This is a genomic window from Bacillus sp. RC251, assembly GCF_044908765.1.
GTDB classification, from domain to species: Bacteria; Bacillota; Bacilli; order Bacillales; family Bacillaceae_G; genus Bacillus_A; species Bacillus_A wiedmannii.
This window is the reverse complement of sequence record NZ_JBIYDP010000006.1, coordinates 83,147-104,680: the sequence shown is the minus strand read 5'-3', so window position 1 is coordinate 104,680 and position 21,534 is coordinate 83,147. Positions and strand designations below refer to the sequence as shown.

At 35.8% G+C, this 21,534-nt stretch carries 27 protein-coding genes; 10 read left to right on the top strand and 17 right to left on the bottom strand.

Translation table 11 applies throughout. The features are described from left to right. Window positions 1-31 precede the first annotated feature (31 nt). From ABH961_RS19535 to ABH961_RS19520, 4 genes are read right to left on the bottom strand one after another with little or no spacing between them, the layout of a single operon-like run. Window positions 32-376, bottom strand: coding sequence for a DUF6176 family protein (locus ABH961_RS19535; protein WP_063260726.1), 345 nt, complete (start codon window positions 374-376; stop codon window positions 32-34). Between the two features lie 2 nt (window positions 377-378). Continuing rightward, window positions 379-1,167 carry a GNAT family N-acetyltransferase gene (locus ABH961_RS19530; RefSeq protein WP_098642635.1) on the bottom strand — a complete coding sequence of 263 codons (789 nt, stop codon included), beginning with the start codon at window positions 1,165-1,167 and terminating at the stop codon, window positions 379-381. Then, entirely contained in the window at window positions 1,164-1,496 is a 333-nt protein-coding gene (locus tag ABH961_RS19525) for a cupin domain-containing protein (RefSeq protein WP_046956219.1), read from the bottom strand. Before ABH961_RS19525 ends, ABH961_RS19530 begins: the two co-directional genes overlap by 4 nt. 44 nt (window positions 1,497-1,540) lie before the next feature. Beyond that, window positions 1,541-1,963, bottom strand: a complete 423-nt coding sequence (locus ABH961_RS19520) for a hypothetical protein (RefSeq protein WP_098078760.1) — start codon at window positions 1,961-1,963, stop codon at window positions 1,541-1,543. Window positions 1,964-2,141: 178 nt separating this feature from the next. Between ABH961_RS19520 and ABH961_RS19515 the strand changes: the two genes are divergently transcribed. Both ABH961_RS19515 and ABH961_RS19510 read left to right on the top strand, forming a co-directional pair. Beyond that, window positions 2,142-2,357, top strand: a complete 216-nt coding sequence (locus tag ABH961_RS19515) for a helix-turn-helix transcriptional regulator (protein ID WP_438285582.1) — start codon at window positions 2,142-2,144, stop codon at window positions 2,355-2,357. Further along, complete coding sequence (locus tag ABH961_RS19510) at window positions 2,354-2,779, top strand: hypothetical protein (RefSeq protein ID WP_098078755.1); 426 nt, start codon at window positions 2,354-2,356, stop codon at window positions 2,777-2,779. The genes ABH961_RS19515 and ABH961_RS19510 overlap by 4 nt, the downstream gene beginning before the upstream one ends. Before the next feature lie 51 nt (window positions 2,780-2,830). Here the strand turns inward: ABH961_RS19510 and ald are convergent, their stop codons facing one another. Together ald and ABH961_RS19500 are read right to left on the bottom strand one after the other, a co-directional pair. Continuing rightward, a complete protein-coding gene (gene ald / locus ABH961_RS19505; protein ID WP_001219390.1) occupies window positions 2,831-3,964 on the bottom strand; it encodes an alanine dehydrogenase in 1,134 nt (377 codons plus the stop codon). Window positions 3,965-4,177: 213 nt separating this feature from the next. Beyond that, a complete protein-coding gene (locus ABH961_RS19500) occupies window positions 4,178-4,969 on the bottom strand; it encodes an SDR family oxidoreductase (RefSeq protein ID WP_048544518.1) in 792 nt (263 codons plus the stop codon). 147 nt (window positions 4,970-5,116) lie between these two features. Between ABH961_RS19500 and ABH961_RS19495 the strand changes: the two genes are divergently transcribed. Continuing rightward, window positions 5,117-5,575 carry a universal stress protein gene (locus ABH961_RS19495; RefSeq protein WP_001066680.1) on the top strand — a complete coding sequence of 153 codons (459 nt, stop codon included), beginning with the start codon at window positions 5,117-5,119 and terminating at the stop codon, window positions 5,573-5,575. A gap of 41 nt (window positions 5,576-5,616) precedes the next feature. Here the strand turns inward: ABH961_RS19495 and ABH961_RS19490 are convergent, their stop codons facing one another. Next, window positions 5,617-6,336 carry a hypothetical protein gene (locus ABH961_RS19490; protein WP_098078847.1) on the bottom strand — a complete coding sequence of 240 codons (720 nt, stop codon included), beginning with the start codon at window positions 6,334-6,336 and terminating at the stop codon, window positions 5,617-5,619. A 223-nt stretch (window positions 6,337-6,559) separates the two neighbouring features. On the opposite strand from ABH961_RS19490, the gene ABH961_RS19485 reads away from it, so the two are divergent. Both ABH961_RS19485 and ABH961_RS19480 read left to right on the top strand, forming a co-directional pair. Beyond that, window positions 6,560-6,739: a hypothetical protein gene (locus ABH961_RS19485; RefSeq protein WP_000999985.1), complete on the top strand. Its 180-nt coding sequence runs from the start codon at window positions 6,560-6,562 to the stop codon at window positions 6,737-6,739. A 92-nt stretch (window positions 6,740-6,831) separates the two neighbouring features. Beyond that, window positions 6,832-7,398: a DinB family protein gene (locus ABH961_RS19480; RefSeq protein ID WP_048544405.1), complete on the top strand. Its 567-nt coding sequence runs from the start codon at window positions 6,832-6,834 to the stop codon at window positions 7,396-7,398. Window positions 7,399-7,452: 54 nt separating this feature from the next. On the opposite strand, the gene argH is transcribed toward ABH961_RS19480, so the two are convergent. Both argH and ABH961_RS19470 read right to left on the bottom strand, forming a co-directional pair. Beyond that, on the bottom strand, window positions 7,453-8,844 hold the full coding sequence (argH, locus tag ABH961_RS19475) for an argininosuccinate lyase (protein WP_098078752.1): 1,392 nt from the start codon (window positions 8,842-8,844) through the stop codon (window positions 7,453-7,455). Next, on the bottom strand, window positions 8,841-10,046 hold the full coding sequence (locus ABH961_RS19470; RefSeq protein ID WP_000412317.1) for an argininosuccinate synthase: 1,206 nt from the start codon (window positions 10,044-10,046) through the stop codon (window positions 8,841-8,843). The genes argH and ABH961_RS19470 overlap by 4 nt, the downstream gene beginning before the upstream one ends. Before the next feature lie 166 nt (window positions 10,047-10,212). Here ABH961_RS19470 and ABH961_RS19465 point away from each other — a divergent pair, with 166 nt between their 5' ends. After that, a complete protein-coding gene (locus ABH961_RS19465) occupies window positions 10,213-10,530 on the top strand; it encodes a radical SAM protein (RefSeq protein ID WP_088064564.1) in 318 nt (105 codons plus the stop codon). 28 nt (window positions 10,531-10,558) lie between these two features. Here ABH961_RS19465 and ABH961_RS19460 read toward each other — a convergent pair whose 3' ends face one another. Next, on the bottom strand, window positions 10,559-10,753 hold the full coding sequence (locus ABH961_RS19460) for a hypothetical protein (RefSeq protein WP_098200045.1): 195 nt from the start codon (window positions 10,751-10,753) through the stop codon (window positions 10,559-10,561). Between the two features lie 855 nt (window positions 10,754-11,608). On the opposite strand from ABH961_RS19460, the gene ABH961_RS19455 reads away from it, so the two are divergent. Next, entirely contained in the window at window positions 11,609-12,271 is a 663-nt protein-coding gene (locus ABH961_RS19455) for a YitT family protein (RefSeq protein WP_048544413.1), read from the top strand. 32 nt (window positions 12,272-12,303) lie between these two features. On the opposite strand, the gene ABH961_RS19450 is transcribed toward ABH961_RS19455, so the two are convergent. Continuing rightward, window positions 12,304-13,137, bottom strand: coding sequence for an EcsC family protein (locus ABH961_RS19450; RefSeq protein WP_001256871.1), 834 nt, complete (start codon window positions 13,135-13,137; stop codon window positions 12,304-12,306). A gap of 137 nt (window positions 13,138-13,274) precedes the next feature. Between ABH961_RS19450 and ABH961_RS19445 the strand changes: the two genes are divergently transcribed. Further along, window positions 13,275-13,910: a DUF1796 family putative cysteine peptidase gene (locus tag ABH961_RS19445; RefSeq protein ID WP_048544416.1), complete on the top strand. Its 636-nt coding sequence runs from the start codon at window positions 13,275-13,277 to the stop codon at window positions 13,908-13,910. A 71-nt stretch (window positions 13,911-13,981) separates the two neighbouring features. Continuing rightward, window positions 13,982-14,416, top strand: coding sequence for an NUDIX hydrolase (locus ABH961_RS19440; protein ID WP_048544418.1), 435 nt, complete (start codon window positions 13,982-13,984; stop codon window positions 14,414-14,416). Between the two features lie 27 nt (window positions 14,417-14,443). Here ABH961_RS19440 and ackA read toward each other — a convergent pair whose 3' ends face one another. The 5 genes from ackA to ABH961_RS19415 all read right to left on the bottom strand — a co-directional run bounded on the left by ackA (window position 14,444) and on the right by ABH961_RS19415 (window position 18,804). Beyond that, window positions 14,444-15,637 carry an acetate kinase gene (ackA, locus tag ABH961_RS19435; RefSeq protein ID WP_000034572.1) on the bottom strand — a complete coding sequence of 398 codons (1,194 nt, stop codon included), beginning with the start codon at window positions 15,635-15,637 and terminating at the stop codon, window positions 14,444-14,446. Window positions 15,638-15,936: 299 nt separating this feature from the next. Continuing rightward, window positions 15,937-16,923, bottom strand: a complete 987-nt coding sequence (locus ABH961_RS19430; protein WP_000084362.1) for a class I SAM-dependent methyltransferase — start codon at window positions 16,921-16,923, stop codon at window positions 15,937-15,939. A gap of 199 nt (window positions 16,924-17,122) precedes the next feature. Beyond that, window positions 17,123-17,623 carry a thiol peroxidase gene (gene tpx, locus ABH961_RS19425; protein WP_000024522.1) on the bottom strand — a complete coding sequence of 167 codons (501 nt, stop codon included), beginning with the start codon at window positions 17,621-17,623 and terminating at the stop codon, window positions 17,123-17,125. A 134-nt stretch (window positions 17,624-17,757) separates the two neighbouring features. Then, window positions 17,758-18,153, bottom strand: coding sequence for a GerW family sporulation protein (gene ytfJ, locus ABH961_RS19420; protein ID WP_000350005.1), 396 nt, complete (start codon window positions 18,151-18,153; stop codon window positions 17,758-17,760). A 12-nt stretch (window positions 18,154-18,165) separates the two neighbouring features. Beyond that, window positions 18,166-18,804, bottom strand: a complete 639-nt coding sequence (locus tag ABH961_RS19415) for a DUF2953 domain-containing protein (protein ID WP_404519836.1) — start codon at window positions 18,802-18,804, stop codon at window positions 18,166-18,168. 205 nt (window positions 18,805-19,009) lie between these two features. On the opposite strand from ABH961_RS19415, the gene ABH961_RS19410 reads away from it, so the two are divergent. Then, window positions 19,010-19,813: an NAD kinase gene (locus ABH961_RS19410; protein WP_048544426.1), complete on the top strand. Its 804-nt coding sequence runs from the start codon at window positions 19,010-19,012 to the stop codon at window positions 19,811-19,813. A gap of 107 nt (window positions 19,814-19,920) precedes the next feature. Here ABH961_RS19410 and ABH961_RS19405 read toward each other — a convergent pair whose 3' ends face one another. Beyond that, window positions 19,921-21,489, bottom strand: a complete 1,569-nt coding sequence (locus ABH961_RS19405; RefSeq protein ID WP_098977688.1) for an amidohydrolase — start codon at window positions 21,487-21,489, stop codon at window positions 19,921-19,923. Window positions 21,490-21,534: the final 45 nt, after the last annotated feature.

Sequence of the window (21,534 nt, the reverse complement as noted above, 5' to 3'; positions counted from 1 at the left end):
TTGATGCGCTTCTCTCCAACATACTATTCTATTATTTCATCGCTTCCTTCACAACATCTTGAATCATAACAACTTCTGTTTTCATATCAACAGACTGTACTTCTTCATCAATACATTCATACCAAAACGCTAAGTGCTTTTTATCAATTTCATGATGAGAATTTTCGACAAGAGCCCCGCCTTCTCCTTGCACAGAATACCAATATAAGTACTCTTCTCCATCTCTTATTTCCCGGAAAATTGTCTCAACATACATTTTTTCGTCGTTTAATGTCAAAAGCACTTCTTTCATATTGTCATTAAGAAGCTGCATCCATTCATCTACACGATGACTTTTACCTTGTTTCACTTTGAATCTCGTTAACTCCACATTCATTTTTATTCCCCCGTTTTCTTCCGTACAAACAATCTATATTCTATTGGATTATAAAAACGTAATTTACTAGCTAAATTTTGCGAAGGAATATTGTCTACATAACAATCCCAGCACGGTGTAATATCATTTTGTGTGCAATGTTCAATGAACCGTTGTGCAACAGCTTGAGCTAATCCTTTCCCTTGATATGCTTCCTGCGTCACAATATCAATTTCAGCAAATCCATTCCCACTAAATATCGAAACACATTCAGCTACAATCATCCCATCTTGTTCTATACAAAATCCAAAACCACTGTTCAAAAACGTTTCTTTTGATCCCCAATATTCTTTATAATATCCCTCTGTAAACTCATTACTTTGTGCTATATCTTTTCTATCAATACGCTTCACTCCATATGTATTTTTGTTACAATCTTGTTTTTTCTCTTCAAAGGTTATGCTTTGAAATTTCATTCGTGGAATGTTCCGAAGTACATTACTAAAATGTTCTTCTATCATCATTTCCCACTCTTCACTCGAAGTGAACAATGTAAATCTCTTCTCTGTTTTTTCAATAGCCATTTTTAAATACGCAAATAAATCTTCGTTATAATTGTGATCATCCGTATCACCAAATAAATAATAGATACCGTTAGTTGTACGAATTAATCCTGCTGTTAACTTCTCGTTGGCAAAAATCTCACCATCTATCATTTGGTCACATACCGCATAAGCAAACGTCGTCGTTCTTGTATTACTTTCTAAAATCGGAATGATTTTTCTATACTCGGCTACTGATAATTTTTTCATAATTGCTCCACTTTAATCGTATCAGCCTCTATATTTTCAAAACAAAGATTTACCGTTCTCTTGAATGCTCTCGTTCTATGAATTGTGCATGCTGGAATTAAGATAGAATCATTCGGCTTTAAAACCGCCGTTTCTCCATCTTCAAAATCGATCAGTAGTTCTCCCTCTAGCACAATAAATAATTCATCCGAATTAGAATGATAGTGCCAATCATATTCACCAGTAAATACAGCGATTCGTAAGCAATGACTATTTACATTTGAAACGACAAAGTTTTTATGTTGATCTTGAATGTCCTTCGTTAATTCTATTAAATTCACAGTTTCCATCTTTCGTCCCACCCTTTCATTAGTCGTTCTTCTGAAAAACTAATTTAGTCTCCACCACCTCCGCAATCTCCTCCACTATCACTTGAGCTGCTACAATCATTGCTACTGTAGTCACCGAATCCACTTGATGAGCTTGAAGCGTATGAAGATTTTTTTCTTCTTTTTCTATCTTTTTTACTTTCATGACTAGGCCACACTTTATCAAATAATATAAAGAATAAGAATCCTTCTACCATAACAAGTATAACGCCAAAAATACCTTCAATAACATTAGGGGTTATCCCCAAATTGTTAACCATCCCACATAAAAACACGCAAAAAATCACATACAAGAACATACAAATATACCGAAATGTTTTTTCTATCATAATAACTACTTTTTTTGAAAGAGGTATGTTCTGTTCCTGTTTTTTCTTCATATATTTTTGTCTTTTAACTTGCCTTTTCTTCCTCTTTTTACTCCCCATTAAATCTCCTCTTTTGACTTATTTTTTCATTTAATTCCAAATTATCACAAAAAATAACATTATAACAAGCTATATTTCACGTAAAGTTTTGTTTACTTTTTGTAAAGTTTTATTTACTTATTACCTAAAAATGGATATAATAAATGTAACAAATTTACAAAAAGGAGACTTTGTATATTTGATTAAAAATAAGGTGAAACAATTCCGCGTCTTTAGAGACATCACCCAAGAACAATTAGCTTCCTCTGTTCAAATCACTAGACAATCCCTCATCGCTATCGAGAAGAATAAATACAACCCGAGTTTAGAATTAGCATTGAAATTATGTGAGTTTTTCAACTGTAAAGTAGAAGATTTATTTCAATTAGATAAAACTGGGGAGGAAAAAGAATGAAAAACTTTTTTAATCAAAAGTTCATTTCGCATCTTACCTTTTTATTGTTAGGTTCAACTTTTCTTTATTTCACTAGTAATGATGAAGAAAAAATTACTTCTGTCCTTCTATTCGCTGGCGTATTTATACTCTTAGACTCGATACTATTCGTAGTAAAACAAATATTCTTTAAGAAAAAAAAGAGCGATTCCGAGAAGTATCCATTACCTGAAATGGATGAAAGAATTGAGAAGATGAGTTTAAAACTTATGGCGCAAATTTTCGGTCTCTCTCATTTAATCGGTTCTGCAATACTATTTATTTTATATATCACTGACAAAAATTCGATGATACGAGTTGAGTATGCCTTGTATTACTTATTCGGCATTCTTTTCTTTACAATGATGTTCGGATTGAAAATTGTAAAGAAACTAGACAATTAGCCTAAATAAAAAGCCCCTCCTTACAAAAGGAGGGGCTTACATGTATTTCTATTATGATAAAGCAGGAGCTTTTTCAAGAAGCTCTTTCGCATCAGCGTATTGTAAACCGTGAGCTTCTGCAACTGCTTCGAATGTTACATATCCATCTAATGTGTTAATACCTTTTAGTAATGCAGTGTTACCTAAGCAAGCATCTTTGTAGCCTTTGTTCGCAATTTGTACTGCATATGGTACTGTTACGTTTGTTAATGCAAGAGTTGATGTACGTGGAACTGCTCCTGGCATATTAGCAACTGCATAATGAACAACACCATGTTTTTCGTAAGTTGGGTTGTCGTGAGTTGTAATACGGTCAGTTGTTTCGAAAATACCACCTTGGTCAATCGCGATATCTACAACGACAGAACCTGGTTCCATTGATTGAATCATTTCTTCTGTTACAAGTTTTGGCGCTTTTGCACCTGGAATTAATACTGCTCCAATAACAAGGTCAGATTCTTTTACAGCTTCTGCAATGTTGTATGGATTAGACATTAACGTTTTTACTTGGTTACCGAAAATGTCATCTAGTTGACGAAGACGCTCTGCACTTAAGTCGATGATTGTTACATCTGCACCTAAACCTACTGCAATCTTAGCTGCGTTTGTACCAGCTTGACCACCGCCGATAATTGTTACTTTGCCGCGTTTTACCCCTGGAACGCCTGCAAGTAAAATACCTTTACCGCCTTTGTTTTTCTCAAGGAATTGTGCACCGATTTGTGCAGACATACGACCAGCTACTTCACTCATAGGTGCAAGTAATGGTAAAGAACGATTGTCTAATTGCACTGTTTCGTATGCAATTGATACAACTTTGTTATCAATTAATGCTTTCGTTAATTCTGGTTCTGGAGCTAAGTGTAAGTATGTGAATAAAATTAAACCTTCGCGGAAATAGCCGTATTCACTTGCAACTGGCTCTTTTACCTTCATAACCATATCTTGATTCCATGCTTCTTCAGCAGTTTCAACAAGTTTCGCACCAGCTTGTACGTATTCTTCATCTGTAAAGCCTGATCCTATACCTGCTCCTTTTTGAACAAAAACTTCATGACCATTTTGTACTAAATGTACAGCTCCCGCTGGCGTCATCGCCACGCGGTTTTCATTGTTTTTAATTTCTGTTGGAATACCGATACGCATTATTAGTTCCCCCTTGAGTTATGAAATGACCCCTGAATCATTTTTTAAAGCGCTTTCTACGCTCTTATATTTTAACATAATATCTCAATATTTGACAAAAAATAATACAAGTTTTCCGATAGATTTAATCTTACATTAAAGGACAGTATTATCCGCACCTCTCAGCGTAAAGGATAAACTGTCCAATTATTCAAAACTTCACCTTATTTCGCTCTATCGATGTCTATGAATAACATCTACTGCACCAGTTACTTCAATAATTGTACCGGTAATCATATCGGAATCGTCTTCACATAAAAACGAAATCGTTCTTGCGATATCTTCACCTGTTCCAGATCTACCAATTGGTGTGTTATGTTCTTTCAACTGACGTGCTTCTTGAATTGTCGCTTCTTTCATTTCACCAATAATATCACCAGGACATACCATATTTGCAGTAATACCATTTTCTGCTTCTTCGTAAGCAATTGTTTTCGTTAATGAAACAAGTCCTACTTTCGCTGCTGCAAAAGCTGAACGATAAATCCATCCCGGTGCGCTATCTGCCCCTTGGAATCCGTAATTAATAATACGGCCAAAGTTCTGTTTTCTCATAACCGGAACGACAAGTTTCAACAAATGAAACACCGCTGTTAAATTGCCCTGAATCATTTCATTCCATTCGTCTTCTTCATAATCGACTAACTTTTTTCGTTCAAATACATATGGACCAGCATTATTAATTAAAAAGTCAATTTTACCAAAACGGCTTATCGCTTCTTCTACTATTTTATGTAAATCTTCCTTTTTCGTGACATCCGCTTGCACGAATTGTAGACGCTCTTCCATATTTTTATATGTTTCTTTCATCGTTTCCATAGCAGTTATATCGCTATGATATGTTACTGTTACTGAATACCCTTTAGCCAATAACTTTTCTGTTACTTGCTTTCCTAAACCTTTCGTACCGGCTGTAATGAGCGCGTGTCTCACAAACATGCCTCCTTTTAAATTGCTATACTTCATATGTAACAAGTTCTCGCCTCAATTACAACTAAAATGAATTAAAGCAAAGTTTTCAAAATTCTGTAACGTTTCCGGCAAGCACATTACCAAAATTTGTTTTATAATAAAGTTGTAAACGGTAATAAAAATGATTGGGAGGAATTTACTATGAATAATACATATACAAATATTTTAATCGCGGTGGATGGTTCTAAAGAAGCAGAAAGAGCTTTTAAAAAAGCAATTCAAGTCGCAAAACGTAACAATGCAACATTAACAATTGCTCATATCGTTGATGTAAAAGCATACTCAGCAGTAGAAGCTTATAGCCGCGCAATTGCTGAACGTGCAAATCTATTTGCAGAAGACTTATTAGAAGACTACAAAAAAACTGCGCTTGAAGCTGGCCTTGAAAAAATTGAAACTGTATTAGAATTTGGTAATCCTAAATCTAAAATTTCAAAAGAAATCGCTCCAAACCATAAAGTAGATTTAATTATGTGTGGTGCGACTGGTTTAAATGCTGTTGAGCGTTTCCTAATTGGTAGCGTCTCTGAACATATTATTCGCTATGCGAAATGCGATGTCCTTGTTGTTCGTGGTGATGAGGAGCAAGGTGATCTTTAATTTATAAATAAAACACCAAGTCCAGATGGGCTTGGTGTTTTTCATTTCACATATTTTATTAGAAATACAAGACAAGCCATAGCAACAACGGTAATTGCCAATATATAAGGAGGTAGAAACTTCAAAGACCATAACGCCATCATAATCGTCGCAACCGTTAAGTACGTTTGCTTTGCATCTTCTGTCATTTTTTTACGAAGGAAGAATACATACAAATAACCAATTGGCGGCGTCATAAAGCAAAGAACATATATGATTTTTGATTTCAAATACCATTTTTGTTCTCCGAGTTTCTTTATATCTTCTTCTATTCTCTTATGCTCTCGTTCTCTCGCTTCTTCTCCAAGCGGAACTTCCTCTTCTCCTCGCTTTTCTTTCATATAAGGAAGAAAATGCATAAAAAAATAACATGCAAATACGATTGCCCAAAATTCAATATCCAATCTTTCTAGTGGAATATGCTCACTAAAAAATGCAGCAGCAATCACTAAAGAAAAACAATACGTTGTCATCCAAAAGGAACGTTTTCTCTTTTTCCGTTCCATTTCTTTTTTATTTTGTACATGTTTTCTTTTTGAAAGCCATATTGAAATACAGCAATCTACTACAAATAGAATAAAGATAAATATCCCAACGTGTACTGTTTCTACATCCTCAAATGAAAAGATATTTGGGAATGCAACATGTAATACAATTAGCGTGTACAAAATTATCCCTATAAAATAAAGTGAAACTTTAATCAGTGGGGGGGTTTTGTTCATCCCCCACTGATTATTAGTTGAACCAATCGGGCTTTTATGGGCAGTTGATCCCCACCTAACTTCTTTGCTTTCGCTAAATTTTGAGGTGGGGGTCTTACTGCCCGTTAATGCGGGATAAATACGTCTCATTTTCCATTCCTTTCTTATTTCCTAACTTTAGGTTAACATACATTTTTTAGAAATAGACGGACAAAATATATATGTTAAAAAAGGAGGATGCTATATGAATGATTCTGAACGTATTATTTTAGATGTGAACGGGAAAGAGCTCGAAATGTTAGATACACTCCGTACACATTTTAAAGAAAAACATGGTGTGGAACTAAGTAATGGTGCATTACTTAGAGATTTGATGGATATTGAGTATATTCGAATTACGGAAGATCGACATAAGTATGATTGATACATTATAAGCCTGGAGCACATTGCTCTAGGCTTACTTACATCCACACGGAAAATGTTATAATTAGGAAAAAGTGTGGAGGATACGAAAATATGAAATCTGAAAATATCTCAAAACATTTTCATACATTACATGTACAAAGGAACGAGTTCCTTCCTCAGCTCCATTCACTATCCCAAGAAGAACTATGGTATAGAACAGAGGACAAAAAATGGTCTACTGGTGAACACTTTTATCACTTATATTTAATTGCAAAGATGCTCAAAGTAGCGATTAAATTCTCTTTCACTCTTATCCCTTATGCAAAACTAAGAAGAAATGCCCCATTTGCAACTGACATACATGACATTTATGCCGAATATAAAGAAAAGCATGGCAAGGGAATGAGAGCTCCTTGGATTTTAATCCCCTCAAAAAAAGTCTATCACTCTATGAATATAACTGAATTAGAACAATTACTTACACGTGAAACAGATGAAATAAAAAAGCTCGTTCAAAATATAGAAGAAAATATTGCAGGACATATCGTATTTTTAGATCCAATTGCTCACTATCCTAACCTGATTCAATCTATTCAACTATTAGCGATACATGAAAAACATCATTTTATGATTATGAAACATAACTATGAAATGATAGATACTCCCCTAAAAATCTAAATACAAAAAGGTAAGGTACTTTCTAAAAAAGTACCTTACCTTCTATATTATGCATCATTTAATACCTACAAACTCTACCGTTAATTCCTTCGCCTTCTCCAAAGCTTTTTCAATTTGCTCAAACCCTGTCCCGCCAGCACTGTTACGACGCTTTACAGCTGCATATGGTGAAAGAACTTCATACAAATCTTCTTCAAATAACGGACTCATTTCTTTATATGTTGCAAGTGGTACATCTACTAAATAAATTCCTTTTTGTGTGCAGTGTAGCACTAGCTTCCCAACAATTTCATGAGCTTGACGGAATGGTAGTCCTTTGTTTGCTAAGTAGTCAGCAATTTCTGTTGCGTTAGAGAAATCGTGCGTCACAGCTTGCCCCATTTTTTCTTTGTTTACAGTCATCGTCTCTAGCATGCCTGCCATAATATGAAGGCAGCCTTCTACTGTTTTTACTGTATCAAACATTCCTTCTTTATCTTCTTGCAAGTCTTTATTGTAAGCGAGCGGTAATCCTTTCATGACTGTAAGTAAACTAAATAAATTACCGTATACTCTGCCTGTTTTACCGCGGATTAGTTCCGCCATATCTGGATTTTTCTTTTGCGGCATAATGCTGCTTCCCGTTGCGTATTGATCGCTCATTTCAATAAATTGAAACTCTTGGCTACTCCATAAAATAAGTTCTTCGCAAAAGCGTGATAAGTGCATCATGAGCATAGATGAGTTACTTAGGAACTCCAGTATGAAATCACGATCGCTTACTGCATCTAAACTATTTTCATAGATTCCATTAAATCCAAGAAGCTCCGCACTATATTCTCGGTCAATCGGGAATGTTGTCCCTGCTAATGCTCCTGCTCCTAATGGTGAAATGTTAATGCGCTTTAATGAATCTTCATAACGATTCACATCACGCTCTAACATCCAAAAGTAAGCAAGAATATGATGTGCAAATGAAATTGGCTGCGCACGCTGCAAATGCGTATAACCAGGCATAATGGTTTCAATATTATTTTCTGCTTGATGAACAAGAACAGTTTGCAATTGTTTTGTAGCTTTTATAATATGTTCTACTTTTTCTTTCAAATATAAATGCATATCAGTCGCTACTTGATCATTACGGCTTCGTCCTGTATGAAGTTTCCCTCCTACTTCACCGATTTGTTCAATTAACATTTTTTCAATGTTTAAATGAATATCTTCTGCTTCTACCGAGAATTGAAGCTTATTCTCTTTTGCTTCTTTTAATAAATACTGAAGCCCTACCTTTATTTTCTCTGCTTCTTCTTTCGTAACGATACCTTGCTTTGCTAGCATCGTTACGTGCGCAATACTTCCCTTTATATCTTGATTTACTAATTGTTGATCGAAGGAGATGGATGCTCCAAACTCTTCAACCCACGCTTCCGCTTCTTCTGTAAAACGTCCGCCCCAAAGTTTGCTCACGCTTCCACCTTCTTTTGATTCACTTGGCTGTATACTTTCGTCGGTAAACCGAATAATGAAATGAATCCAACTGCTGCATCATGATTAAATTCGTCCTGAGCAGTATATGTTGCTAATTTTTCGTCATATAAAGAGTACTCAGATTTACGTCCTTCTACAATCGCATGGCCTTTAAATAATTTCACACGCACTGTACCTGTTACATTTTTTTGCGTTTCTTGTAAGAAAGCATGAAGCGCTTGTTTTAAAGGAGAGAACCATAAACCGTTATAAATAAGTTCTGTTATTTTCTGCTCAATCACCGGTTTAAAATGTGCTACTTCTTTTACGTGCGTTAAATCTTCTAGCTCTTTATGTGCTGTGATTAACGTCATTGCCGCTGGACATTCGTATACTTCACGCGATTTAATACCAACGAGGCGATTTTCTACGTGATCGATACGTCCAACGCCATGTTTTCCAGCAAGCGCATTTAACGTTTTAATTAATTCTGAAAGTGAATATGCAGTGCCATTTAAAGTAGTCGGTACACCTGCTTCAAAGCCGATTTCTACAAACTCTGGTTTATTCGGTGTATCTTCTAATGCCAATGTCATCTCATATGCATCTTCTGGCGGCGCTGCCCATGGATCTTCTAAAATACCACATTCGTTACTGCGTCCCCATAAGTTTTGATCGATTGAAAACGGGCTGTCTAAATTAATCGGAATGGGTACATCGTTTTCTTTTGCATATGCAATTTCTTCTTCACGTGACCATTTCCATTCACGTACAGGCGCAATCACTTCTAAGTAAGGATTTAACGCTTGAATAGAAACTTCAAAACGAACTTGATCATTCCCTTTCCCTGTACATCCGTGTGCAACTGCAGTCGCCCCTTCTTGTTCTGCAATTTCTACTAATTTCTTAGCGATAAGTGGACGAGATAATGCAGAAACGAGAGGGTATTTCCCTTCGTATAACGTGTGCGCTTGCATCGCCATCAATGCATATTCATTTGCAAATTCCTCTTGAACATCAATCATATATGATTTAATTGCACCTACTGAAAGTGCCTTTTCTTTTACGAATGCTAAGTCTTTACCTTCCCCTAAGTCTAAACAAAGCGCGATAATATCATAATTCTTCTCTTGTAACCATTTAATTGCAACGGAAGTATCAAGACCTCCAGAATATGCTAATACCACTTTTTTCTTCTCCATTTTGCATCCCCCTAAAGAATAAATATTCATTTTCTTTTATAATAATACACACTTTAACACCTTTCACAAAATGTATCAAGAGTCATTTTCAAATTTTTTCAAACAATTTCGTCGAGCTTCTTTCTGTTTTCATGTACAATATAAGCAGGAAAACGGGGGTGAACTTATGGAAAAGTATTTCTTATACGATGATCATCTAGGAATTGAAATTCCGTATTTACAAGAAGATTGGGAAGATATCCCCGAAAAAATACAGCATGCTATTTTATTGAAATGGGAACAAGTTCGCGGAAAGATTCCTGATCGTATAAAAGAACTCGAGCACTCTATTAATGCAAAACAGCATCATTTAAATAACGAAGAAAACTTTGAAATTTCTTGCAAACTTAATTCAGAAATTGCCGATCTCGCTTCCATCATTAATGACCTTTGGCTTTGGTATCGACTCACTCAAAATGTATCTGAGGGAAAAGCACACCAATGAAAAAAGCATGTCCCTCAATTACTTTGGGTCATGCTTTTTTGTCGTAACACGATTTACAATATATTTCTTGTGCTGTTTTCGCTAAACACAAATCGAACGGTCCAACTAATATACTTCTTTCCTTTGGCAACTTTACAAAAGCAACGAGCTCTTCTTCATATTGAATCTTTTTCTGACATGAAACGCATACTAATTCTTTTCTTTTGAACATGTCTTTTAGCATATCTTCTCTCTCCCTTTCATCTATCTATATTGATATAATCTCATAACAATTAAGACTTGTAAAAAAATGACACATTCTGAAGCAAATTATTCATATACTATGTACAAAAGGAGGTCTCAATTTTATGCGAGCTTTCATTATTATCGCTTTAACTTTTTTAAGTGTGATTAGCTGGGATGCGTTTTTTAAAGATAAAGGTGACCAGAAAGATACAACTGAATAAACGCCATCTCTTTCTTACTTATTGGACAAACATTAAAACACTGTCCAATTCTGCAAAATAACTTAGGCTTTTCTACAAAAATATTTAAACATAACAATTTTTGTAGATTTCCTCCGCTTATTGTCGGTTTCCATCCGCATACATTTTTTGAAAGTATGATATAATAATATAAATCTTGAAGGAAGGGATTTTGATATCATGATCGCTCGAAGGAGCATGTGGCATCGTATTGACGAATCATACACGTAGCGTATTTTTCAGCTCAGATACTTTAGTCTAGCGAAAAAAATACGAGAGTGGGGAAATTATGATTGCCCGAAGGATAATTTGGCAAAAAAAAGACTCTTCTTACACGTAGCGTTTTGTTTAGGACTTAATTGTTACTAGCTAAACAAAACAAAGAAGAGCAGGATTGCTAAATGAAGAATCCTACTCCACGTTTTGTTTAGTCGTTTTAAGACTTAAACTAAAACGAAGGTAGGGAGAATTGATGGACGAGAGGATTATTCGTTATTTCTTCAGCGACATATAGCGTAGTTAGTTTTTTTCGTAAACTAACTGAAGCTACATGTGAGCTCGTAGTTAGTTTACAACACAAAAAGGACTACTAACTACGGAAAGAAGGAATAACGATGAGGAACATCCAAAGTCGACAAATTATTAAAGAAATTTTTATGGTTTTAATCGGTTCATTTATTTTAGCAGCAGCGCTATATCACATTCACTTCCAAAACCACTTAACAGAAGGTGGATTTGTAGGAATTGCACTATTTATCCAAAATTTTTATGATATTTCACCATCTATTTCAACTGTAATTATGGATATCCCAATTATTTTACTATGTGCTTCATTTTTAGGTAAAAAAATGGTTGGTTATTCATTCCTAGGTTCGATTTCATTCGGAGTATTTTATTCTCTTATGGAAAATTATTCTCCATTTACGGTCGATTTATCAAATAATTTATTTATAGCTGCAGTAGTTGGCGGTGCGTTAGCTGGTATTGGACTCGGTTTTATATTGCGATTTGGCGGTGCAACCGGCGGAGACGACATTTTAACAATTGTATTAAGTAAACGAACTCGTTTTACAATTGGGCAAATTTTCTTCGTCTTTGACGCGATTGTTCTTGCGCTTTCATTATATTATTTAAATTGGACAGAAATTGCTTTTACTATTCTTTCAATTGCTGTACAGGCAAAAACATTGGATTTAATTTATTATCCAAAAGCAGAGAAAAAAGCAGAAAAGCAACCAGTATCTATTCCAATGTCCAAAAAGCATGCAACAAATTAAAAAAAGCGAAAGGCTTCGGCCTCTCGCTTTTTTTACGCTCTTTTTTCCTTCTCGACTATGTGGCGCACTTGATAAAATCTATTTGCAAATTCAGTAACATTTCTTGTTAAACGATAGTTCACTGTAGACCCGATTGCCATTCCGATTACCGGAATACCTTGGAATAATTTACGACGAAGAGCATAAATCGAAAATGTTTTCAAAATTTGTTTTAACACAACCTCAGTAGAAGCTGGTTGTAATACCGCTTCGTCTCCTTCATAGAAGAACGAATCTTCTTGCTCTAGCTCTTGCAGTAAATTGTACCATGCGTATTGCTGAAGCCTTCCTGGTAGTAATGACGCATGAAACACCTTTAACGCAAGCATCATTTCATAAGGCTTGTTCACATCATGTCCAAATGATGTTGCAATAAGTTGGACAGCCTTCACATTTAATGCAATCATAACCGGAAAATCAGCCGTTAATAATAATAAACCTCCAGCACCCGTTGCTCCGCCTTGTACGAATGAATATAGGCGATGTCGCGCTGTTTGCTGCTCTGCTATGTATGTTAACTGATCAATAGATAATGCTTTCAAATCTTCTAGTTGCTCAATTGATTCATCAAATAATCTCGACGTTCCTAAAATACGATTACGCGCGTCTAACTGTGATTGTGAACTTTGAATCAATGCATGCAAATGAAAGAGCCATCCATCTGCTTTCGTAAAGAAATCTTTTCGTTTTTTCTCAGGTAATTTCGCAATTGTCGTATGTACCCATTTATCAAACATTTTTTGAAAATCAGTCGCTTCTTGCTCAACTAATTGCGATTCCCATTCTTTTATATTGTCTAAAATGGCTTGTTCTCGCTTCGATCGCATCGTAACAACCACCTCGTTCGATTTTTTTCTATTGTAACATATTTCTGCTTATTCTTTACAAATATGCTTGTCTATCTTTATTCACATTCCATTTTTTAGTGACATAAAATATTAGCAAAAAGGATGAGATAAATCACATGAATCTATCCAATATAAAAAAAGAATATAATGCAGTATTCAGCTTAGGACAAAACTGCTGGCCTGCTTGGGCGTTATATCAATTCGAATTATCACCCTTTTTTGGTGTTATCGATTTTATGCTAAGCCCTTCATTAGAAAAAGTGAATGTATTATTACAAAATCGATTTGACCGTTTTCTACAGTTCGAAAACTTATCTTTCATCTCATTTTGGGATGATGGTGCGAAATTAAGACTCCGTGACAACCTATATGAAATCGACTCCTGCCACGACTTTAAAACAGATGTAAACACACCAACTTCTTGGCCTTCTTATACAGAAGTTAAGTTAAACTATGAGCATCGAATTCATCGTTTTCTAACTACAATTGAAACGGCAGAATCCATATTGTTTATTCGAACTGGAGGAACATACGAAGAAGCGCATTCCTTGGAACACATTTTATCTCAAATAGTTAAACATAAATTCTCTGTCCTATTACTACTTCCTGCAGATGTACCAACTGTTGCCCAAGAAGATTGGGGATTACAAAATATTTGCGTTATAAAATGCCCTATTATGGATGTATACCAGTACAATGAAGCATTTTGGAGTGACCTATTTGATGGACTCACGATTAGACCGCAGTCCTAAATACACGATACTTTTTATTACAAAACACATTATAATCATCCTTATACAAAAGAAATAAGGAGTGATTATATATGTATCCACGTGCAAAAGCTTTTGGCATTGCTATACATCACGGTAGACTTCTCGTACAAGAATATCATACTGGCGATGAAACATATTACCGACCTCTTGGCGGTTCAATTGAACTTGGTGAAAAATCAGCACATACCGTTATTCGCGAATTTCAAGAAGAGCTTCACACAGAAGTGGAAATCACCAATTATTTAGGCTGCTTAGAAAACATCTTTCATCTAGATGGAGAAATTGGTCATGAAATCATTCAGCTATATTCTTTACGCTTATTAGACATGTCACTATATGAAATGGAAATACTGAATATACAAGATGAACAAACACTGTCATACGCAAAATGGATTTCCCTCACTGCATTCATTCAAAAAGAGAAAGCACTATATCCAGATGGAATCTTGAAATATATCCAACAGAAAAAAGACGAAACCCTATAGGATCTCGTCTTTTTTTCATATAGTATATTAACCAATATCTCCAAGACGTAGTACGTCACGAGCGATCATAACTTCTTCGTCAGTTGGAATTACGATAATTTTTACTGGAGAGTGTGGGAAGCTGATGAATGCTTCTTCACCAAATACGTTATTACGTTTTACGTCGAAGTATACGCCCATGTACTCAAGGCCTTCTAATACACGCTCACGAATAATCGCACTGTTTTCACCTACACCAGCTGTAAAGATGATAGCGTCAACGCCTTTCATACGAGCTGTGTAAGAACCGATGTATTTGTGGATACGGCTTACGAATACATCAAGTGCTACTTTCGCACGGTGGTCGCCTTCTTCTTCTTTCGCAATGATGTCACGTAGGTCACTAGAGTAACCAGTAAGACCTAACATACCACTCTTCTTGTTTAATACGTTAACTACTTCTTCTACTGTTTGGCCTGTTTTTTCCATGATGTATGGAATTAACGCAGGGTCAAGGTTACCAGAACGTGTACCCATTGTTACACCAGCAAGTGGAGTGAAGCCCATAGAAGTATCGATAGATTTACCGCCTTCTACTGCTGCGATACTTGCACCGTTACCTAAGTGACAAGAAAGTAAGCTTAAGCTTTCAAGTGGACGACCTAATAATTCAGCCGCACGCTCAGTTACGTATTTATGAGAAGTTCCGTGGAAACCGTATTTACGGATACCGAATTTTTCATAGTACTCATATGGTAGGCTGTATAAGAATGCAGATTCCGGCATTGTTTGGTGGAATGCTGTATCGAATACTGCTACTGCTGGTACGTTTGGTAATACTTCTTGGAATGCTTTAATACCAACAAGATTTGCTGGGTTATGAAGTGGCGCTAAATCGCTTAACTCTTCGATATCAGCTAATACTTCATCAGTAATTAAAACAGAGTCAGCAAATTTTTCGCCGCCGTGAACAACACGGTGACCGATACCGCCAATCTCATCTAGAGACTTAACGATTCCGTTTTCAGTTAATTTTTTAAGAAGCATATTTACTGCTACTGCATGATCTGGAATATTTGTAATTTCTTTTTGTTTTTCGCCATCTACAGTAATAGTGAAGATACTATCTTCTAAACCGATACGTTCTACTAAACCTTTTGTTAATACTGTTTCACTTGGCATTTCAAATAATTGGAATTTTAAGGAAGAGCTTCCTGCGTTAATCGCGATGATTTTTGACATCTAGTCTTTCGCCCCTTTTTCTCTTGGTAGTTGTGTGGATATGTCCACAAACCGCTCGATTTTATCTGATCAAATTCACTAAATATGAAAACGTTTCATCATTAGTGAATTTTATACTCACGATTTTAATTTAAACATCGTCCGACATATATTTCAAGTGAAAAAATTGTAACACCAAGAAAAAATATATATTACAGATTTCAAAAAAATTCAGTTTAATCTAGTATATATTTAAAAATATGACATATCATATAAAACTGTACTACATGAATTACTAACCCTGTTACATATACCTCGCCTTATTTGTGGGTTGCAAACCAAGTATTTAATTGATCCATAATGTTCTCCATCGCCTTCATGTTGGAGAATTTAGGTAACTCCACTAATAACGCCTGTTTTGGCATTGTTACACTAGGACCTTTCTTTTGGAGAACAAATATACTTTTTGCATTTTTCTCGTTTTTAAACATGGAAACAGGTAGCTGTAATAGCCCTTGAATAAAACATGTTTCTTTAATAAATGCATGTAATTTTGGTGCTTGATCACTTTCAAAAATGAAGTTTGGTACTAGGAAGAATAAGTACCCGCCTTCTTTCGTATGTTTCACACTTTGTTCAATAAATAGGTGATGTGCATACGACATTCCTTCATCTGCTTTTAACTTATATTCACTTGCACCGATTTCATTTGGATAGTAACCAATCGGTAAGTCTGAAACGACTGCATCAACCGGATCGATATAAAGTGGCGCTAGTCCATCTTGATGGAAGAATTCGATTGCATGCTTTTGTAAATTCGCATTTACTAAAGCAAGTTTAATTAGTACTTCATCCACTTCTACACCAAATCCACTCATTGCTAGTCCTTCTTTGGCGCTATTAAATACTGTAGTCATTAAGTTACCTGTTCCAATTGCAGGATCTAAAACAGTAATTTCGTTTTGCCCTTGCATAAATTTATGGAATAAGTAGCTCATGAACATTCCAACTGCATCAGGCGTCATTTCGTGATTCGCTTGCACGCCTTCTTTCATTCCTTTTAAGATGGCTAACTGAAATGCTTTACGAATTTCTTCCCCTTTATATGTTTCTTCATTAAACGTACTATATTCACGATTCAGCCTTTCAATTGCTGATTCGGATAATTCCTCTTGTAAAATTGCTCCTTCAAACAAGTTATCACCTGTTTCTACAAGCGCCTCTAAATATGTTACATCTAATTCTTTACGTAAAACTACCGCAGAAGAATCAAAAATAGAAAATAATGTTTCTACTGTCTGACTCACGTACATTCCTCCTTCTCTCTTTTACACATAACTTATATCATACCACAAAGTGTTTTTTTCCAAAAAGAAAAAGCGACCTCCTACAAAGAGCTCCCCTTTAAGTTATATATGATATAACGTTTTTTCTCATATATTGGTACCATTACGCAGCAATATATGAGAAAAAACGACCTCTTTATAAGAGGTCATTTCTTTCACATTATTTTGCCGCTTTAGCTGCTTCTAATGCTGCTTCATAGTTTGGATGGCTTGTACCTTCGCTTACGTATTCTGCGTAAACTACTTTGTCGTTGCTATCTACTACGAATACTGCACGAGCAAGTAAACGAAGCTCTTTCATTACTAAGCCGTAAGCTTCACCGAATGAAAGGTCACGGTGGTCAGAAAGTGTTACAACATTTTCTAAACCGTTTGCTGCACACCAACGTTTTTGAGCGAATGGTAAGTCAGCGCTAATTGTTAATACTTTCGCGTTTTCAATACCTGCTGCATCTTGGTTAAAACGACGTGTTTGTGCATCACACACACCTGTGTCGATTGAAGGTACAACACTAATTAATTTTACTTCGCCTTTGTATGTTTCTAAACTTACTGGAGATAAGTCATTTGCTAATACTTGGAATTTTGGCGCTTGATCGCCAACTTTAACTTCTGTTCCAACTAAAGTCATTGGGTTACCTTTAAAAGTTACGTTTGCCACTTGAAAATCCTCCTTTATTTAAACAAAATATGTACAATGTAAATGATAGTTTGTCCCTATCGATAATGCAAATAAAATCGCTTTATTTACAAAAAAATTAAAGAAGCTAATCCATTGATTAGCTTCTTTATTTGTTAAATTTGAAATTCAGGATCGTCTTCTTTTCGTTTATCCATCATTTCTTTCACTTTATCAACAGCTTGTGGTGCTAATTCAATTATTTTATCGATGACGTGTGTTTGCTTATCTAAATGCAACACTTTTACACCTTCTCCATTTATTACAAGAAAAGCAACAGGATTAATAGAAACTCCTCCACCACTTCCCCCGCCAAATGGATGACGGCCTGAATGTTCTACTTTACCAAATTCACTTCCACCAGCAGCGAATCCGAAACTAACTTTTGAAACGGTAAGAATTACACTTCCATCTGCCGCTTTAATCGGATCACCAACAATTGTATTTACATCAGTCATTTGTTTTAAATGCTGCATTGCGGTTGTCATTAAACCTTGAATTGGATGGTCCACTTTATATCCCCCCTATGCTTGAACTGATTTTTCATTCGTACCAGATCTTTGTCTTCTCATAAACGTGAGTAATTTGATACCCGTTTTTATAGCACGAAATATACGAAAAGATGCTGTTAACTCACATCTTGATGCAAATCCTTTCCCTTGAAAAACAGGGGTGATTTCAAATTCTGGTACGTCAACAATATGCATATATTGTCCTACAATTCCAGCAGCCATTCCTTTTGTCCCCCATGCATATCCAGTGACAATTCCAGTACTAGCTGCATCACCTGCTCCAATTTGGGTGTGCCATTTCCAACCATTGATTTTTACTCGTTTAAGAAAATCTTTAACAATAGTATGAACTTCTTGCAGCTTTTTTATCAGTTCCCCTATACTATCAAGTTGTGCCATAATTTTATTATCAATTCCGCCGTCTTCTTCAGCTTTTTCGATTTTCTGCCCTATCTTTTTCTGTTGTTTTTCAATTCTTTCCAATACATCAAACGTATATCGAATCATCCATATTTTCACTTGAAACAAACATTGCTTTTCCGTTTCTGAATATAAAAATGTCACTTTAAGCTTTATTTTCGACAATAGTATAAGCAAAATAAAAAGGAGAAGAATTATTATTCCAATCACGAGCCACTTCATACGTATCATCCTTTCACTCCGTACCCATTATCGACAAGTTTATTCATCATTAAACAGGAACCTTTAAAATTGAATATAAAAATTTTTCTAAAAATAAAAAGGGATTTTGACATTTTATATCGAAATATATTATTTGAACATATCGTCGGGGAACATATTTGGATGATATGTAGCACGAAGAACAGAAAATTTAACTGCAGTGGAGGGATACATAATGGCAGATCGTCGCAATTTATTTTTCTTTTATGGTGATGACAAAGCAACGCTCGTTGAAAAAATGAAACCAATCTATCGTATTTTAGAAGAGAATGGTTTTACCATATTAGATCATTCAAAAAATGCAAACGCTATCGTCAGTGTTGGAGATGATGCAACTTTCTTACAAGCCGTTCGTCAAACTGGTTTTAGAGAAGATTGTTTATACGCAGGGATTTCTACGAAAGATGAAACTTCTTTCTACTGCGATTTCCATATTGATCACGTTGATACAGCCCTTCAAGAAATTACAAAAAATGAAATTGAAGTGCGAAAATATCCAACAATTCAGGTAGATGTAGATCACGGTACATCTTTCCATTGTTTAAATGAGTTCTCATTACGCTCTAGCATTATTAAAACATTCGTTGTAGATGTTCACGTTGATGATCTATATTTCGAAACATTTAGAGGGGACGGTTTAGTTGTTTCTACCCCAACAGGAAGTACAGCTTACAATAAATCATTACATGGTGCGGTTGTTGATCCGCTTATCCCATGCTTCCAAGTAAGCGAATTAGCATCTTTAAATAACAACACATACCGTACGCTCGGTTCACCATTCATTTTAAATCACGAGCGTACACTAACTTTAAAACTACGACCAGACGGTAACGATTATCCAGTTATCGGTATGGATAATGAAGCGCTTAGCATTAAACAAGTGGAAAAAGCTGTTGTACGCTTAAGCGATAAACAAATTAAAACAGTAAAATTAAAAAACAATTCCTTCTGGGAAAAAGTACAAAGAACATTTTTATAGCATGAAAATAACCGCCGAATTATGGGATCCTATAATTCGGCGGTTATTTATTTCTCTCGCTACCGACCACTATTCTTGTCATTTTTTATCGGTAATTCGATATATTTTCACACGTCTTTCCTATACACAATCTTCCCATCAATTACGGTCATTTCTGCTTGTACTTCTTTTATTTCTTCTGCCTCTACCTCAAATATATTTCGATCTACTATCGTAAAGTCCGCTTCATATCCCTTTGCGATTTTCCCTCGCTTCGCTTCTTTTCCGATTGCATAGGCACTTCCTGTTGTAAATAAAGAGATAGCTTCATATACCGTTAATCTTTCCTCTGGCATATAGCATACGCCGTCAATAAAACTTCTACGTGTAACAGCACTATATATGCCTAAAAACGGATTCACTTGTTCAATTGGCGCGTCAGACCCACCGTTGCAGTGTAATCCCGCTTCTAGTAACGTCTTCCAAGCATATGCATATCGAAGACGATGCTCGCCTAGTTTTTCAATGACTGATGGGAAGTCCGATGACACAAAGACGGGCTGAATATCAATAATAGCCGGCAAGTGTCGCATTCTCTCAATCAATTCTTCACGAGCTAACTGACAATGAATAATACGATCGCGAAAACCTTCTGCTGGTGGATATAATTCAAGTGCATCAATGACATATTCAAGTGATAAATCACCTATTGTATGAATCGCAACTGGCATATGTAAATCCCGTGCTTTTTTCACTAACTCCGCAAGCTCTTCACGTGAGAAGATTGCAACTCCATTTGTTTCCTGCGCATCTTCATACGGTTCACTTAATAAAGCTGTTCTTCCGCCAAAAGAGCCATCAGAAAAAATTTTCATCGCTCCAAATTCAATATAATTCTCATTTTCATATTCTTTTCGTTCATGTGCCACTTCATGATGAACGAGCAAATGCGCTTTAAAGGGCATTTCTTTTATAACATGAGAAAACGCATTATGCGTTTTTCTAAAACCACCGTAATAATTTAAATCTTCCGTATGCCCGCCAACAAGTCCGTATTGCCAGCAATCTTTAATCGCTGTTTGCAGAGCTCTTTGTAAGTAGGCTTCATCAATTTCAGGCTGCACATGTTTTATTAGTTCTTGTCCTTGTTCATATAAAAGCCCTGTTAAATTATTCAATGGGTCCCGGCCGACTTTTCCTCCTTTCGGGTCTTGCGTCGTTTCTGTTATGTGCGCTTCTTGCAATATGTATGAATTCACCCATGTAACGTGGCGACAAACGCGCTTTAATAAAATAGGGTGTTCTTTAGAGATTTCATCTAAATCACGTACATGAACTTGTTTTGTATCTGTAAAATTATTTTCATTCCAGCCTTCTCCAATAACCCAAGAACCTTTTGGCGCTTCTTCTACTCGCTTCTGAACAAGAGTCAACACTTCGCTATAAGATGTACAATTTGATAAGTCTAGACGGAGTAACCTCTCCCCGTGCCCAATAAGATGCATATGACTATCAACGAGACCTGGGATCATCGTTTTGCCTTTTAAGTCATACAACTTCACGTCTGAATATCGACTTTCTAGCTCTTCCTTACTCCCAGCATCAACAATCATGCCCTTTTCAACATAAATAGCTTCTACTTTTTCATTCTCTTCTCGCATCGTGTAAATGGTGCCGCCATACCAAATTTCTCCCATATGCTCATCCCCCTTTTCCCTTTAATCTACGAAATTAGAGCGTAT

What these genes read in the sequence shown, in the direction of transcription:
- ABH961_RS19535 (WP_063260726.1), bottom strand. Translation starts at nt 376, where the DNA reads ATGAATGTGGAGTTAACGAGATTCAAAGTGAAACAAGGTAAAAGTCAT.
- ABH961_RS19530 (WP_098642635.1), bottom strand. Translation starts at nt 1,167, where the DNA reads ATGAAAAAATTATCAGTAGCCGAGTATAGAAAAATCATTCCGATTTTA.
- ABH961_RS19525 (WP_046956219.1), bottom strand. Translation starts at nt 1,496, where the DNA reads ATGGAAACTGTGAATTTAATAGAATTAACGAAGGACATTCAAGATCAA.
- ABH961_RS19520 (WP_098078760.1), bottom strand. Translation starts at nt 1,963, where the DNA reads ATGGGGAGTAAAAAGAGGAAGAAAAGGCAAGTTAAAAGACAAAAATAT.
- ABH961_RS19510 (WP_098078755.1), top strand. Translation starts at nt 2,354, where the DNA reads ATGAAAAACTTTTTTAATCAAAAGTTCATTTCGCATCTTACCTTTTTA.
- ald (WP_001219390.1), bottom strand. Translation starts at nt 3,964, where the DNA reads ATGCGTATCGGTATTCCAACAGAAATTAAAAACAATGAAAACCGCGTG.
- ABH961_RS19500 (WP_048544518.1), bottom strand. Translation starts at nt 4,969, where the DNA reads ATGAAGTATAGCAATTTAAAAGGAGGCATGTTTGTGAGACACGCGCTC.
- ABH961_RS19495 (WP_001066680.1), top strand. Translation starts at nt 5,117, where the DNA reads ATGAATAATACATATACAAATATTTTAATCGCGGTGGATGGTTCTAAA.
- ABH961_RS19490 (WP_098078847.1), bottom strand. Translation starts at nt 6,336, where the DNA reads ATGAACAAAACCCCCCCACTGATTAAAGTTTCACTTTATTTTATAGGG.
- ABH961_RS19485 (WP_000999985.1), top strand. Translation starts at nt 6,560, where the DNA reads ATGAATGATTCTGAACGTATTATTTTAGATGTGAACGGGAAAGAGCTC.
- ABH961_RS19480 (WP_048544405.1), top strand. Translation starts at nt 6,832, where the DNA reads ATGAAATCTGAAAATATCTCAAAACATTTTCATACATTACATGTACAA.
- ABH961_RS19470 (WP_000412317.1), bottom strand. Translation starts at nt 10,046, where the DNA reads ATGGAGAAGAAAAAAGTGGTATTAGCATATTCTGGAGGTCTTGATACT.
- ABH961_RS19465 (WP_088064564.1), top strand. Translation starts at nt 10,213, where the DNA reads ATGGAAAAGTATTTCTTATACGATGATCATCTAGGAATTGAAATTCCG.
- ABH961_RS19460 (WP_098200045.1), bottom strand. Translation starts at nt 10,753, where the DNA reads ATGCTAAAAGACATGTTCAAAAGAAAAGAATTAGTATGCGTTTCATGT.
- ABH961_RS19455 (WP_048544413.1), top strand. Translation starts at nt 11,609, where the DNA reads ATGAGGAACATCCAAAGTCGACAAATTATTAAAGAAATTTTTATGGTT.
- ABH961_RS19450 (WP_001256871.1), bottom strand. Translation starts at nt 13,137, where the DNA reads ATGCGATCGAAGCGAGAACAAGCCATTTTAGACAATATAAAAGAATGG.
- ABH961_RS19445 (WP_048544416.1), top strand. Translation starts at nt 13,275, where the DNA reads ATGAATCTATCCAATATAAAAAAAGAATATAATGCAGTATTCAGCTTA.
- ABH961_RS19440 (WP_048544418.1), top strand. Translation starts at nt 13,982, where the DNA reads ATGTATCCACGTGCAAAAGCTTTTGGCATTGCTATACATCACGGTAGA.
- ackA (WP_000034572.1), bottom strand. Translation starts at nt 15,637, where the DNA reads ATGTCAAAAATCATCGCGATTAACGCAGGAAGCTCTTCCTTAAAATTC.
- ABH961_RS19415 (WP_404519836.1), bottom strand. Translation starts at nt 18,804, where the DNA reads ATGATACGTATGAAGTGGCTCGTGATTGGAATAATAATTCTTCTCCTT.
- ABH961_RS19410 (WP_048544426.1), top strand. Translation starts at nt 19,010, where the DNA reads ATGGCAGATCGTCGCAATTTATTTTTCTTTTATGGTGATGACAAAGCA.
- ABH961_RS19405 (WP_098977688.1), bottom strand. Translation starts at nt 21,489, where the DNA reads ATGGGAGAAATTTGGTATGGCGGCACCATTTACACGATGCGAGAAGAG.